Annotated in this window: 12 protein-coding genes; 7 read left to right on the top strand and 5 right to left on the bottom strand. The window is 66.9% G+C overall.

Annotated elements, in window-relative coordinates; all coding sequences use genetic code 11:
* Positions 1-297: 297 nt before the first annotated feature.
* The 4 genes from ACQ5SA_RS12700 (at position 298) to ACQ5SA_RS12685 (ending at position 4,904) form a co-directional block, all read left to right on the top strand.
* The gene (locus ACQ5SA_RS12700; protein WP_499314406.1) at positions 298-2,526 is read left to right on the top strand and encodes a TonB-dependent siderophore receptor; all 2,229 of its coding nucleotides are present in this window, start codon (positions 298-300) and stop codon (positions 2,524-2,526) included.
* A 106-nt stretch (positions 2,527-2,632) separates the two neighbouring features.
* Positions 2,633-2,953: a DUF3649 domain-containing protein gene (locus ACQ5SA_RS12695; protein WP_230110428.1), complete on the top strand. Its 321-nt coding sequence runs from the start codon at positions 2,633-2,635 to the stop codon at positions 2,951-2,953.
* Positions 2,950-4,578 carry a PepSY-associated TM helix domain-containing protein gene (locus tag ACQ5SA_RS12690; protein ID WP_499314405.1) on the top strand — a complete coding sequence of 543 codons (1,629 nt, stop codon included), beginning with the start codon at positions 2,950-2,952 and terminating at the stop codon, positions 4,576-4,578. The genes ACQ5SA_RS12695 and ACQ5SA_RS12690 overlap by 4 nt, the downstream gene beginning before the upstream one ends.
* The gene (locus ACQ5SA_RS12685) at positions 4,575-4,904 is read left to right on the top strand and encodes a DUF3325 domain-containing protein (protein WP_499314404.1); all 330 of its coding nucleotides are present in this window, start codon (positions 4,575-4,577) and stop codon (positions 4,902-4,904) included. Before ACQ5SA_RS12690 ends, ACQ5SA_RS12685 begins: the two co-directional genes overlap by 4 nt.
* Before the next feature lie 155 nt (positions 4,905-5,059).
* Here ACQ5SA_RS12685 and rlmKL read toward each other — a convergent pair whose 3' ends face one another.
* Both rlmKL and ACQ5SA_RS12675 read right to left on the bottom strand, forming a co-directional pair.
* Positions 5,060-7,198 (bottom strand): bifunctional 23S rRNA (guanine(2069)-N(7))-methyltransferase RlmK/23S rRNA (guanine(2445)-N(2))-methyltransferase RlmL, encoded by a 2,139-nt coding sequence (rlmKL, locus tag ACQ5SA_RS12680; RefSeq protein WP_499314403.1) that lies wholly within the window; start codon positions 7,196-7,198, stop codon positions 5,060-5,062.
* Between the two features lie 144 nt (positions 7,199-7,342).
* Positions 7,343-7,870 (bottom strand): alpha/beta hydrolase, encoded by a 528-nt coding sequence (locus ACQ5SA_RS12675; protein ID WP_499314402.1) that lies wholly within the window; start codon positions 7,868-7,870, stop codon positions 7,343-7,345.
* Positions 7,871-7,942: 72 nt separating this feature from the next.
* On the opposite strand from ACQ5SA_RS12675, the gene ACQ5SA_RS12670 reads away from it, so the two are divergent.
* Positions 7,943-8,509 carry an N-acetylmuramoyl-L-alanine amidase gene (locus ACQ5SA_RS12670; RefSeq protein ID WP_089239939.1) on the top strand — a complete coding sequence of 189 codons (567 nt, stop codon included), beginning with the start codon at positions 7,943-7,945 and terminating at the stop codon, positions 8,507-8,509.
* A gap of 213 nt (positions 8,510-8,722) precedes the next feature.
* Here ACQ5SA_RS12670 and ACQ5SA_RS12665 read toward each other — a convergent pair whose 3' ends face one another.
* The 3 genes from ACQ5SA_RS12665 to ACQ5SA_RS12655 form a co-directional block, all read right to left on the bottom strand.
* The gene (locus ACQ5SA_RS12665) at positions 8,723-9,625 is read right to left on the bottom strand and encodes a sulfurtransferase (RefSeq protein WP_499314401.1); all 903 of its coding nucleotides are present in this window, start codon (positions 9,623-9,625) and stop codon (positions 8,723-8,725) included.
* Positions 9,622-10,425 carry a CoA pyrophosphatase gene (locus ACQ5SA_RS12660; RefSeq protein ID WP_100464395.1) on the bottom strand — a complete coding sequence of 268 codons (804 nt, stop codon included), beginning with the start codon at positions 10,423-10,425 and terminating at the stop codon, positions 9,622-9,624. The genes ACQ5SA_RS12665 and ACQ5SA_RS12660 overlap by 4 nt, the downstream gene beginning before the upstream one ends.
* 129 nt (positions 10,426-10,554) lie before the next feature.
* Positions 10,555-11,256 carry an FKBP-type peptidyl-prolyl cis-trans isomerase gene (locus tag ACQ5SA_RS12655; protein WP_089239934.1) on the bottom strand — a complete coding sequence of 234 codons (702 nt, stop codon included), beginning with the start codon at positions 11,254-11,256 and terminating at the stop codon, positions 10,555-10,557.
* A gap of 166 nt (positions 11,257-11,422) precedes the next feature.
* Here ACQ5SA_RS12655 and ACQ5SA_RS12650 point away from each other — a divergent pair, with 166 nt between their 5' ends.
* Both ACQ5SA_RS12650 and ACQ5SA_RS12645 read left to right on the top strand, forming a co-directional pair.
* Complete coding sequence (locus tag ACQ5SA_RS12650; protein WP_499314400.1) at positions 11,423-12,217, top strand: enoyl-CoA hydratase/isomerase family protein; 795 nt, start codon at positions 11,423-11,425, stop codon at positions 12,215-12,217.
* A gap of 4 nt (positions 12,218-12,221) precedes the next feature.
* Positions 12,222-12,464: hypothetical protein (locus tag ACQ5SA_RS12645; protein ID WP_499314399.1), on the top strand; the 243-nt coding region annotated here is incomplete at its 3' end.

The raw sequence follows: 12,464 nt of genomic DNA, 5'->3' as shown, positions 1-12,464 counted from the left end.
GAGCCCTGGTCAGTAGATCCACGCCACGCGTGGATGATGAGGGAAGCTGTCACGCTTGCTTAACGAAATGCGAATGCCTATCATTTACTGATCGGTTGTACGCTTAGCCAAGCGGGGCACGGAAGCACGCGCCCACCCGCCCCTTCGCCCGTGTACATCCCCCGACCACTGGGTCGCCTGCCTGCCGCAGGTGGCGCACCGTCGATGGGAATCACGCTGGGCGACGTGCGCGGAGCGCATGGCTGCCATGGGTGCGTTTGCCATCGCCTGTTTTTTGTCCTGCATGGAATCGCACCGATGGCTCCGTCCCTGATTACTCCCCGTCCAACCCTGCTGGCCCTGGCCGTGACCGCACTGTTGATCGCACCGTTGGCACACGCTGAGGAAGGTTCTGCCGACCCGTCCGCGCGCACCCTGGACACCATCCAGGTAACTGCCGATGGCGACATTGCCGACAGCTACACGGTCAAGCGGGCCAGCACCGCAACCAAGCTCGGCCTGTCGCTGCGCCACACGCCGCAGTCGATGACCGTGGTGACCCGGCAGCGGCTGGACGACATGGGCCTGTTCTCCCTGTCCGATGTGATGGGCCAGGTCACCGGCGTAGCGGTGTCGGTCACCGACAGCGAACGCATCAACTACGTCTCGCGCGGGTACAACATCACCAATTTCCAGGTCGATGGCATGCTCAACACCTTCGGTGGCTACATCAAGACCAACACCGACAGCGTGATCTACGACCGCATCGAAGTGGTGCGTGGTGCCACCGGCCTGACCACCGGTGCGGGTGATCCATCGGGCACCATCAACTTCGTCCGCAAGCGCCCCACCGATACGTTCCAGATGAGCGCCAACCTCACGCTCGGCCGCTGGGGCAACCAGCGCTTGGAAGCCGACCTCGGCGGTCCCATCGCCCTGGATGGCCGCATCCGCGCCCGCGTGGTCGCGGCCAAGCAGCAGAGCGATTCGTTCCGCGATGTGTACAAGCTGGACAAGGACGTTTTCTACGGCATCGTCCAGGCCGACATCACCGACACCACCCTGCTGGAAGCCGGCTATGAGTACCAGTCGCCGCGCACCACCGGCGTGACCTGGGGCGTGGTGCCGTACTGGGGCGCCGATGGCAAGCCGGCCAACCTGCCGCGCTCGACCAACCTGTCGGCGCGCTGGAGCAGCTGGCCGATCATCGAAAAGAGCGCCTTCGCCCGCCTTGAACAACAGCTGGGCCATGGCTGGGCCGCGAAATTCGCCTACACCCGCTCCAAGCGCGAGACCGACGGCGCGGTCTGGTACGGCGCGTCCGGTTACCCGCGTGCCGATGGCAGCGGCATCTCTGCCTTCGTCGGCAGCTTCGGTGAAAACGGCGACATGCAGGTGTTCGACTTCAACGTCGGCGGTCCGTTCCAGTTGTTCGGCCGCGAACACGAACTGGTGTTCGGCTTCGGCCAGTCGGTGCGCAAGGGCGAAGTGCCTGCGAGTGAAACCGCCGCTTACCCGGACAGCTACGCCCGCGTGCCGGACTGGCGCAGCTGGAACGGCGACGTCGCGCCGCTGCAGGTCACCCGCCTGGGTTATCTCGCCTCGGAAGACGAACTGCGCCAGCGTGCCGCCTACCTGGCCGCACGCCTGCAGCTGGCCGAGCCGCTGACCGCCGTGCTCGGCGCCCGCTACGGCAGCTGGGAAACGCGCAGCTGGAACTACACCCATGACGCCGCCGGCCGCCTGACCGGTACCACCCGCGGTGGCTACAAGCCGGACGACTCGCTCACCCCGTACGCGGGCTTCATCTACGACTTCAACCGTTACTTCAGCGGCTACGTCAGCTACACCGACATCTTCCAGCCGCAGAACTACCGCGACAAGGCCAACAACTACCTTGAACCGGTCGTCGGTGACATGTGGGAAGCCGGGCTCAAGGCCGAGTTCTTCGATGGCCTGCTCAACACCTCGGTCGCGGTGTTCAAGGGCGAGAAGGACAACGTCGCCGAGCTCGATGATTCGGTGCCGGAAAACTCGTTGCCCGGTGGCATCAGCGCTTACCGCTCCACCGGCAAGGGCAACAAGGTGAAGGGCTGGGAAATCGAAGCGCAGGGCAGCCTGGGCGAGCACTGGAACCTGTCGACCGGGTTCACCCACACCGTCAGCCGCAATGCGCTGGGCGTCCGCCAGAACACCACCGTTCCGGTCGACCTGTTCCGCCTCAACGCCAGCTGGCGTCCGGGCGGTGCCGAAGGCCGTTTCTGGATCGGTGGCGGCGCGACCTGGCAGAGCGGCATCTGGAGCCTGAGCAACAAGCCGCGCGAGGACTTCCTGGTCAGCGGCAAGCGTGACCGCGTGGCGATCGAACAGGGTGACATCTACCTGCTCAACCTGTCGGCCGGCTATCGCTTCAACGAGAACTTCACCGCCCAGGTGAACGTGAACAACCTGCTGGACAAGAAGTACTACAACCGCGTCGGTTTCTACGACGGCGTGTACTGGGGCGAACCACGCAACGTGATGATGACGCTGCGCTGGAAGCTCTGACGATCTGATGGATGGCGCCGGTTCTGCGACCGGCCCCGGCCACGGATGGCCACCCCCGGCGCGCTTCGGTGCGCCGGTCCTCTTTCATTCAACCTGCAGGACCGCCGTGGATCGCTCGCCCGCAACCGCCAGCCCCCGCCTCAGCACCTTCTTCGCCAACCCGCGATGGGGCGTGCTGTCCCGATCCCTTGCCGCTATCTTCGGCGGCTACGCGCTTGCCTCGATGACCACTGTGTTCTGCGCGTTGGCGCTGCCGGGCGCGCGCGGCCAGGCTGTGCTGACCGGCATGCTGCTGGCGATCCTGGTCGCCGCCTGCGCCGCGCTGTGGGCGTTCGCCACCCGCAGTGCGCTGCGCGCCTGGGTCGGCATTCTCATCCCCACCCTGCTGATGGCCGGTGTTTCGCGCCTGCTGGGAGCGTGGGCATGAAGAATGGATTCCGCCAATCCATGGCCTGGCTGCACACCTGGACCGGCCTGCTGGTCGGCTGGCTGCTGCTGCTGATCTTCATGGCCGGCACCGCCAGCTACTACCGCGAGGAAATCAGCCGCTGGATGCGCCCGGAACTGCCGCGCAGCACGGTCAGCACCGACGAAGCGGCGCAGCGCGCGGCCGACTACCTGCTGACCAATGCACCACAGGCCGAAAGCTGGTTCGTCACCCTGCCGCAGCCGCGCAATCCGGCCATGCAGATGTTCTGGCGGTTGCCAGAGGCACTGGCCGACCCGAGCAAGGGCCGCCGCGGCGCCTTCGGTGATGCCACCCTGGACCCCAACACGGGCACCGAGCTGAAGGCGCGCGAGACCCGTGGCGGCGACTTCTTCTACCGCCTGCACTTCGACCTGCATTACATCCCGGTACTGTGGGCGCGCTACCTGGTGGGCTTCTGCGCGATGTTCATGCTGGTGGCGATCATCACCGGCGTGATCACCCACAAGAAGATCTTCAAGGACTTCTTCACCTTCCGGAAAGACAAGAGCCTGCGCTCCTGGCTGGACTTCCACAACGTCAGCGCGGTGATGGCCCTGCCCTACCACGCGATGATCACCTACACCGGCATCGTCACGTTGATGATCATGTACCTGCCGTGGGGAGTGAACGCGGCCTACGGTACCGACCAGGATGCCTTCTACGCGGAGGCCTTCGGTGGCCTGCCCGAAGTCACCGCGCCTGCCGAAGGCAAGGCCGCACCCCTGCCCCTGCGGCAGCTGCTGGACAGTGCCCGCACGCACTGGCACGGAACCGAGGTCGCCGGTTTCAGCGTTGCCAATCCCGGTGCTGCCAATGCGGTGATCGACATCCGCCAGCGCGACGGCAAGCGTTTGTCCATCGATACGCCCGCGCTGCGCTATGACATGGTCACTGGCGCGCTGCTGCAGGAAACCCCGCCTTCCGGCGGCGCCACCGCCACCCGTGGCGTGCTGTATGGCCTGCACCTGGCACGCTTCGCCGATTGGGGCGTGCGCGCCCTGTTCTTCCTGTCCGGCCTGACCGGCTGCCTGATGGTGGCCAGCGGCGTGGTGCTGTGGGCGGTGAAGGAGCGTCCGAAGCATGCCAAGACGGGTCGCACCGGCTTCGGCCTGCGGCTGGTCGATGCACTGAACATCGGCGCCGTGGCCGGCCTGCCGATCGCCTTTGCCGCCTATTTCTGGGGCAACCGGCTGCTGCCGCTCGGCCTGGCCGAGCGCTCCAACGCCGAGGCAAACGTGTTCTTCTACGCGTGGGGCGCCTCGCTGCTGGCGGCCTTCATCTGGCCCAAGCGGATGATGTGGGCGTGGCAGCTGTACACCGGCGCGGCCGCGTTCGCCCTGATCCCGCTAGTGAACGCGCTGACCACCCACGCGCACTTGGGTGTGACCCTGTTCAACGGTGACTGGGCATTGGCCGGTTTCGATCTGTCGATGATCGCCTTCGGCGCGATGCTGGCCCTGTGCGGCTGGCGCATGCAGCGCTGGACACCACCACTGAGTGCCGCCGAGAAGAAGAAGCGCGCGGCCGCCGCTGCAGCGACCAAGACACCGGCCGATGCAGTGGAAGCGGAGGCCAGCGCATGATGCTGCTGGTACTGGGATTGTCGTTCACAGCGTTCACCGCGCTGTCGCTGGCGATGGAAAAGCACCAGCAGGAACTGCATGGCAAGGCAGCAGCGTCACCGGTACGGCGCACGCAATGGCGGGTGCTGGGTTGGGTGCTGCTGACCGTGGCGTTCGCGCTGTGCGTGGTCGACCAGGGCTGGGCGATGGGCCCGGTGCTGTGGCTCGGCGCGCTTACGCTGGGTGGAATGGTGCTGGCGTTCGCGCTGTATCCGTACAGGCCGAAGTGGATCGCGCCGCTGGCGGTCGGGTTGCCGGTGATCGGGTTGGTGGTGGCGTTGGTGTAGCAGAAGCCGCCGGGGTCGGATCCCTTGCGCACAGCGCAAGGGCTCTGACCCCATGCACGTACCGCCATCGACGCATGGTGTGGATCTACCGACCTTGATGGGGTCAGAGCCCCTGCGCTGCGCGCAGGGGATCCGACCCCGGACATCGCCAGGCATCACGCCAGGCGCTTCAGCTCCCACGCACGATGGATGCGTGCGTTGCGCTCGAAATCGGGGCCGATGGTGCTGGCGCTGATCTCGCGGCACTGGGCGAATTCGGCGATGGCGTTCTCTTCCAGCTTGAAGCGGCGGAAGTTGTTGGAGAAGTACAGCACGCCACCCGGTGCCAGTCGTGCGACGGCCGCACGCAGCATCTTCACCTGCTCGCGCTGTACGTCGAAGTCCTCGGCGCGGGCCGAATTGGAGAACGTCGGCGGGTCGCAGAAGATCACGTCGTACTGGCCGCGATCGCCTTCCAGCCATGCCATCGCATCGGCCTGCACCAGCAGGTGCTGGTTGCCGCCCTGCCCGTTCAAGGCCAGGTTGTCATAGCACCACTGCAGGTAGGTGGCCGACAGGTCGACGCTGGTGGTGCTGGCCGCACCGGCCACCGCCGCCTGCACACTGGCCACGCCGGTGTAGCAGAACAGGTTGAGGAAGCGCTTGCCGCGCGCCTGCTCGGCCATCAGGCGACGCAGCGGGCGATGGTCGAGGAACAGGCCGGTGTCCAGATAGTCGAACAGGTTCACCTGCAGCAGCGCATTGTTCTCGCGTACCACGAGGAACTCATCACGCTGCTCGAAACGGCCGTACTTGCTGCCGCCCTTGCCACGTTCGCGCGACTTCATCGACACCTGTTCCGGCGGTACGGCGAAGACCTCGCGCGCAGCGGCCAGCAGTTCATTGCGGCGACGGCGCACGTCGTTCTCGGGAATCGCAGCCGGTGCGGCGTATTCCTGCACGTGCAGGAACGTGCGGCGCTGGCCGCCATCTTCCTCGTACACATCGATGGCCGCTGCGTATTCCGGCAGATCGGCATCGTAGGCGCGGAAACAGGTGATGCCTTCGCGCGCGCGCCAGCTCTTGAACTTCTTCAGGTTCTTGCGCAGGCGGTTGGCCACCATCTGCGCGCCTTCGCTCAGCTCGCGCACCTGTGCCGGATCGCGACCCGGCACCGCAATCGGATCACAGACGATCAGTGCACATTCCAGTGCGCCATTGAACATCTGGTACTTCTTGCCCGCACGCAGGCCGGTAGCGAAGGCCAGCTCGTCATTGCCGCACAGCAGGCTGGCGCGCCACTGCGGCACCGCCTTCTGCAGGGCATTGCCGAGCTTGCGGTACAGCGCAGGATCCGCCGCCAGGCGCTCGTCATACGGCGGGTTGCAGACCACCGCGCCGATCTCCTGCTCCGGGGTGGGCAGGTCAGCCACATCGGCGCGAGTGAAGCGGATGGCATGGGCGACGCCGGCCACTTCCGCGTTCTCGCGCGCCGCCTGGATCGCCACCGGGTCGATGTCGCTGCCGTGGACGACCGGCTTCAGCGCAGCCAGGCCGGCCGCTTCGCGATCACGCGCTTCGCTCTGGATGGTCTTCCAGGCCGCCTTGTCGAAGCCCAGCCAGCGGCTCGGCGGCAGGCTGCCATGGCGCATCAGGCCGGGAGCGACGTCGGCGGCCATCAGCGCGCCTTCGATCAGCAGGGTACCGCTGCCGCACATCGGATCCAGCAGGCCGCCTCCGGCAGCGTGCAGACGCGGCCACTGCGCGCGCATCAGCAGCGCGGCAGCCAGGTTTTCCTTCAACGGCGCGTCATGGGCAGCACCACGCCAGCCACGGCGATGCAGCGGGCCACCACCGAGGTCGATCGACAGCGAGGCGCGACCCTTGCGCAGCGACAGGTTGACGCGCACATCCGGCAGATCGGTGTTGACCGAGGGGCGCTCGAGCCCTTCGTCACGCATGCGGTCGACGATGGCGTCCTTGATCCGCTGCGCGGCGAAACGGGCATGGGTGATCTTGTCGCCGGACACGTGCGCGTCCACCGCCAGGGTCATCTCCGGCTTGATGTGCTCGTGCCACGGCAGCGCGCGCACGCCGTCATACAGCGCCTGCTCGTCCGGGCATTCGAATTCGTCGATCGGCCACAGTACGCGGCTGGCCAGCCGCGACCACATGACGATCCGCAGCGCCTGCTCCAGTTCGCCATCGGCATTGACGCCGGCGATGGTGGCAGTGGCCTTTTCCAGGCCGAGGGCCGACAGCTCATCGGCAAGCAGGTATTCCAGGCCCTTGGCGCAGGAGACAAAAAATTTCACGGGATCGGTTCGCAGGTGGTCAGGCACGGCAGGGAGCCGGGCCATTCGGAAGGGAGGGCCGTAGGCACGGCCGGCAGCCCCGCGCCAGGGGCGGCGGGGCTGCCATTGTAGTCAATGCGGGCGGGCGCGCCGTGCGCCCGGGCTTCACAGCTGCCGCAGCAGGCGCTCGAAGGCCTGCGCGGAGGCCTCCACATGGCGTTCCAGGCGATGGCCGTCGTCCACCAGCAGCAGCTGCGCCGAGCGCGCCTGTGCCCAGGCGATGACCCCGGCGGCCGGCACCACCTCGTCATGCCAGGCCTGCACCACCGTGGTCGGCACCGGTGCGGCGTCCAGCGCCGGCATCGGGCCCATGGTGGTTGGCGGCACCATCAGGAACAGGCCAGCCACCGGCACCTGCAGCGAGGCGATGGCGGAGATGTAGGCGCCCAGGCTGGAGCCGGCCAGCACCACCGGCCCCTGCGCAGCGGCAGCGGCCGTGTGCTCGATCAGGCGCTGCAGGCGGGTGCGCACGTCGCCAACGCGGCTGACCTCGCTCATCGCGTCCAGGTCGGTGTAATCGGGGCGTTCATGGGTCCAGCCCAGGCGCTCGGCAACCTCGGCCAGGGCGGTGACCTTGGTCGCCTCCGGGCCGCTCTCGAAACCGTGCGACAGGATGCAGTGACCGCGGCTCATACGTGCGCTCCCACGGAGCGGACCGACAGCAGAAAGGAAGGCAGTTTCATTCGGCAATGCTAGCATCGCCGCATGCCCAACCCGCTCCTGCCCGGCCTGCAGCTGCAGCCGCTGCCCTATCACGACCGCCTGCCCGTGCGCGATCCATCCAGCCTGGCGATGGTGGTCATCCACTGCACCGAACTGCCCGACCTGGCTACCGCCCGCGAGTACGGCGAGCGCGTGCTGTACGACAGCGGCGCCGGCAACAGCGGGCATTTCTACATCGACCGCGACGGCAGCGTGGTGCAGTACGTGGCGCCGGAGCGCATCGCCCACCACGTGCGCGGCATGAATGCCGATTCGGTGGGCATCGAACTGGTCAATTCGGGGCGCTACCCGCACTGGCTCGACAGCCGCCACCAGGCGATGGACGAGCCGTATACCGAAGCGCAGCTGTTGGCGTTGGAACGGTTGCTGCAGGCGCTGGTGCTGCAGTACCCCTCGCTGCGGCAGATCGCCGGCCACGACCAGTTGGATCTGGAGCAGGTACCTGCCAGTGACGATCCGGCCGTGACCGTGGCGCGCAAGCGTGATCCGGGCCCGTTGTTCCCGTGGCAGCGGATCCTGGCCAAGGTGCCGTTGCAGCCGCTGGGTTGATCGGCAGGGCTGCGCCCTAGGTACACGCCATCGCATACGCGCTGTCGCTCCCACGCTTCGCTGCGCGAACCGCGGGCCCCACTTACCAGCTCCCACACCCCCGCCGCTTCGCGGCCGCCCCCTGACTCAGGGGGCTCTGCCCCGGATATGAACCGGTGGCCAGTAGATCCACGCCATGCGTGGATGAACGTCAAATCGATCTGCCCGCTTCGCTCAGGCGCCGGTAGCCACCGGGTGGCTGCTGTCGCTGACCCAGCCACTCCATGAATCCGCATAGATGCGCGCGCCGGACAGGCCCGCACTTTCCATCGCCAGCAGCAGATGGCAGGCGGTCACGCCGGAGCCGCACATCAGGACCACGCGCTGCGGGTCCTGGTTGCCGATCACACCCTGCAGTTCGGCCCGCAGCTCCTGTGCATCGCGCAGGCGGCCGTCCAGTACGTTCAACGCGAACGGCCGATTGACCGCCCCTGGCACGTGGCCGGCGACCGGGTCCAGCGGCTCCACCTCGCCACGGAAACGCTCGCCTGCGCGGGCATCGACCAGCCAGCCCGGCGCATGCTTGAGGCGCGATTCGATCTCGTCCGCGCTGGCAATCTGGCTGGTATCGAAACGCCCCGGATACGCCGGCAACGCCGTGACCTCGCTGCTGCCGGTCGCCAGCGGCTGGCCGGCAGCCTGCCACGCGGCGATGCCACCATCGAGGACGGCAACCTTCGTGTGCCCGATCAGGCGCAGCAGCCACCACAGTCGCGCGGCGGCCATGCTGCCATCGCTGCCGTCATACACCACAACCTGCGTATCGGGGCCGATGCCCCATTGCCCCAGGCGCGCGGCGAACGCATCGCTGTCCGGCAACGGGTGGCGCCCATGGCCGATCCGCGCCAGGTCGGACAGGTCGCGGTTGAGATCGGCATGCACCGCACCGGGAATGTGTCCCTGCGCGTAGAGGCCAATACCCGCCTGCGGATCGGCCAGCGATGCACGCGCGTCGACCACGCGCACGGCGGTGCTTGCAGTCGCGCGGGCATCGACCACGCGTACTCCGTCGCCCAAGGCCGCAGCCAGGGTCGCGACATCAACGAGAGTGGTCCACGGCGGGTCGATCAGATTCATTGCACTTGCTCCAGGCGGCGACGCAGGTTGTACAGGATGGCCGCAGTAGCGCCCCAGATGCGCTGGCCGGGCCAGCCGTATTCGAGGACATGGCGGACGCGGCCGCGATGATTGATTTCGACCTGGCGCAGGTTGTCGGCGGCCATCAGATAGTCCAGCGGCACTTCGAACACCTCGGCCACTTCGCTGGGCTGCGGTACCGCCACGAAATCCGGATCGATCACCGCCACCACCGGGGTTACCCGGTAGCCGGTGATGGTCACGAATGGATCGAGATAACCCAGTGCCTGCACCTGCGTCGGCGCCAGGGCGATTTCTTCCTGGCTTTCGCGCAGTGCGGCGGCCAGCGCATCACGATCATCCGGCTCGGTACGGCCACCGGGAAAACCGACCTGGCCACCATGTTGCCGAAGGGTTTCGGTACGCCGGGTCAGGATCACCTGCGCACCGTTGGCACGCGGCACGATGCCGGCCAGCACTGCGGCCTCGACCGGTGGGCCCGGGGGCAGCAGGTCATCCAGCTCACTACGATTCCAGCCGTCACCTGCCGGCGGCTCGGCCAGCGGATGCAGTGCGCGCAGCAGGCGCTCATGATCAGCCAGGGAGCCTCGCAGCGACTGCTGCAGCTGTTGGCGCAGTGGCAGCACGCGCTGCAGGATGTGGGTGCGCTCACTGTCGCTCATCGACGACCACCGTGCGATTTCGTCGATATGCCGCCCGCAGCCAGCGCAGAGCCGGTTGCGATCCAGCTTGCACACGTTGATGCAGGGGCTTGCGACAGCACGCGCCGTTTCTTCCATTATTTGCACCGGTCAACAGTAGCGCGAATGGGCTGGATTTGGGATGGGGCCCACACGGTTGCTGCGTACTGCAGAAACAAGAACGCGCCGGTGGAATCACCGGCGCGTTGATGTTGACGCTGTTTCTTCTTACTTGACGCTGATCAGCTTGATCTCGAACTGCACAGCCACGTTCGGCGGGAACGGGGTGCGCGGGTCGGCACCATAGGCCTGATCCGGCGGCAGGGACACTTCCCACTTCGAGCCAGCCGGCATCTGCAGCAGGGTCTCGCGCATGGCCTTCATTTCGACTTCGCTGACCTTGATCGACGGAATCTGCTGGGCCGGGCGAGCCTCGGTCGGACGCTGGCCGTACGGGAACGGACCGGCCACTTCCAGCTGCACGGTGCTGGCCTGGGTCGGCTTGGCACCCTTGCCGGCTTCGATCACACGGTACTGAACGCCGCTCGGCAGGGTCTGCACGCCCGCCTTGGCCTTGTTCTGCGCCATGAACTGATCGCTCTTGGTCTTGTTGTCGGCAGCGGCCTTTTCGTACTCGGCCTTGGCGGCCTGGGCACGGCCCTGCTCGCGCTTCTGGAACGCTTCAACGGCCGGCTTCAGCTGCTCAGCGGTGATCGCCGGCTGCTTCTTGGCGTAGGCGTCCTGCAGACCCTTCACCACCGAGTTGATGTCCAGCTGCTCACCGCGACCAGTCAGCTCCGCCAGGTTGTTGCCGTAGTCGTAACCGAAGTAGTAGCTCAGCTTGCCCTTCTCGGACGCAATGTCCTGGGCGAAGGCATTGCCCGTCAGGGCCAGGGCCGCGACGGCGACCGCGATAGAACGCAACTTCATCAAACAGTTCTCCAGGGGTGGTAACTCAGGGACGTTCTGCGCCGCCCTGAGGCGACGGGTTAGGATAACGGCCACAACGTGTAACCGCTACTCACCACGCAGGCTATGACCTGTCTGCGTTTACAGAGTTCAATATCACTTTTTTTTAACGTTCCAGGAGTTTCCCGTGGTCGAGGCCCCCGCTCCCCGCCCGGTCGACGTCAGCGATGACGGCGCCGTCCGCACCATTACCGTGCAGCGCCCGGACAAGCTCAACGCCCTCAATGCCGCGACCCTGCAGGCGCTGGCCGAGGCGTTCAGCGACGCGGCCACCGATCCGGCGGTACGGGTGGTAGTACTGACCGGCGCTGGCCCCAAGGCATTCGTGGCCGGGGCCGACATCGCGGAAATGAACACATTGAGCGCGGTTCAGGGACGTGACTTCTCCCTGCTCGGCCAGGCCCTGATGCGCCGCATCGAACGCATGCCCAAGCCGGTGATCGCCCGTGTGAACGGTTTTGCGCTGGGCGGCGGCCTGGAACTGGCGATGGCCTGCCACCTGCGCATTGCGGCCGATTCCGCCAAGGTCGGCCAGCCGGAGATCAATCTCGGCCTGATTCCCGGCTTCGGCGGCAGCCAGCGCCTGCTGCGCCTGTGTGGCCGCGCGGCCACGCTGGAGCTGTGCCTGCTGGGTACCCCGATCGACGCCGCGCGCGCGCTGGCCCTGGGCATCGTCAACGAAGTAGTGCCTGTTGCCGAGCTCGACGGCCGCGTGCAGGCCCTGGCCCGGCAGCTGGCACAGTCGGCGCCGCTGGCGCTGCGCGGCCTGCTCGACGCGGTGCACGTGGGCGGCGAATGCAGCCTGGACGCCGGCCTGGAATACGAAAGTGCGCAGTTCGGCCTGCTGTTCGCCACCGAAGACATGCGCGAAGGCACCAGCGCCTTCCTGCAGCGCCGTCCCCCCGCCTTCCAGAACCGCTGACGCCATGGCATCCCGACCCAACCCCGTGCTGCTGTTTGCCCGGGTCCAGGCAGACGATCCCGATGGCGCCCTGCAGGCTGGGCTGATGGACTACGTGGCGCGCGCTGGCGATGACCGGCTGCTGCCCGACCATCCGGACCTGCCCGACCGGCTCTGCCAGATGCAGTTGCAACTGCAGCGTGCATGGGCCGCGCGCGAACGTTTCCGCGCACGCGCCGTGCGCCTGGCCCGCCGCGAGGCCGAGCGT

Source organism: Stenotrophomonas indicatrix (genome assembly GCF_050573115.1).
Classification (GTDB): domain Bacteria; phylum Pseudomonadota; class Gammaproteobacteria; order Xanthomonadales; family Xanthomonadaceae; genus Stenotrophomonas; species Stenotrophomonas lactitubi_A.
Note: the sequence above shows the minus strand (reverse complement) of the source record. Positions and strands in the feature narration are given on the sequence as shown.

What these genes read in the sequence shown, in the direction of transcription:
- ACQ5SA_RS12700 (WP_499314406.1), top strand. Translation starts at nt 298, where the DNA reads ATGGCTCCGTCCCTGATTACTCCCCGTCCAACCCTGCTGGCCCTGGCC.
- ACQ5SA_RS12690 (WP_499314405.1), top strand. Translation starts at nt 2,950, where the DNA reads ATGAAGAATGGATTCCGCCAATCCATGGCCTGGCTGCACACCTGGACC.
- ACQ5SA_RS12685 (WP_499314404.1), top strand. Translation starts at nt 4,575, where the DNA reads ATGATGCTGCTGGTACTGGGATTGTCGTTCACAGCGTTCACCGCGCTG.
- ACQ5SA_RS12675 (WP_499314402.1), bottom strand. Translation starts at nt 7,870, where the DNA reads ATGAGCCGCGGTCACTGCATCCTGTCGCACGGTTTCGAGAGCGGCCCG.
- ACQ5SA_RS12670 (WP_089239939.1), top strand. Translation starts at nt 7,943, where the DNA reads ATGCCCAACCCGCTCCTGCCCGGCCTGCAGCTGCAGCCGCTGCCCTAT.
- ACQ5SA_RS12665 (WP_499314401.1), bottom strand. Translation starts at nt 9,625, where the DNA reads ATGAATCTGATCGACCCGCCGTGGACCACTCTCGTTGATGTCGCGACC.
- ACQ5SA_RS12660 (WP_100464395.1), bottom strand. Translation starts at nt 10,425, where the DNA reads ATGGAAGAAACGGCGCGTGCTGTCGCAAGCCCCTGCATCAACGTGTGC.
- ACQ5SA_RS12655 (WP_089239934.1), bottom strand. Translation starts at nt 11,256, where the DNA reads ATGAAGTTGCGTTCTATCGCGGTCGCCGTCGCGGCCCTGGCCCTGACG.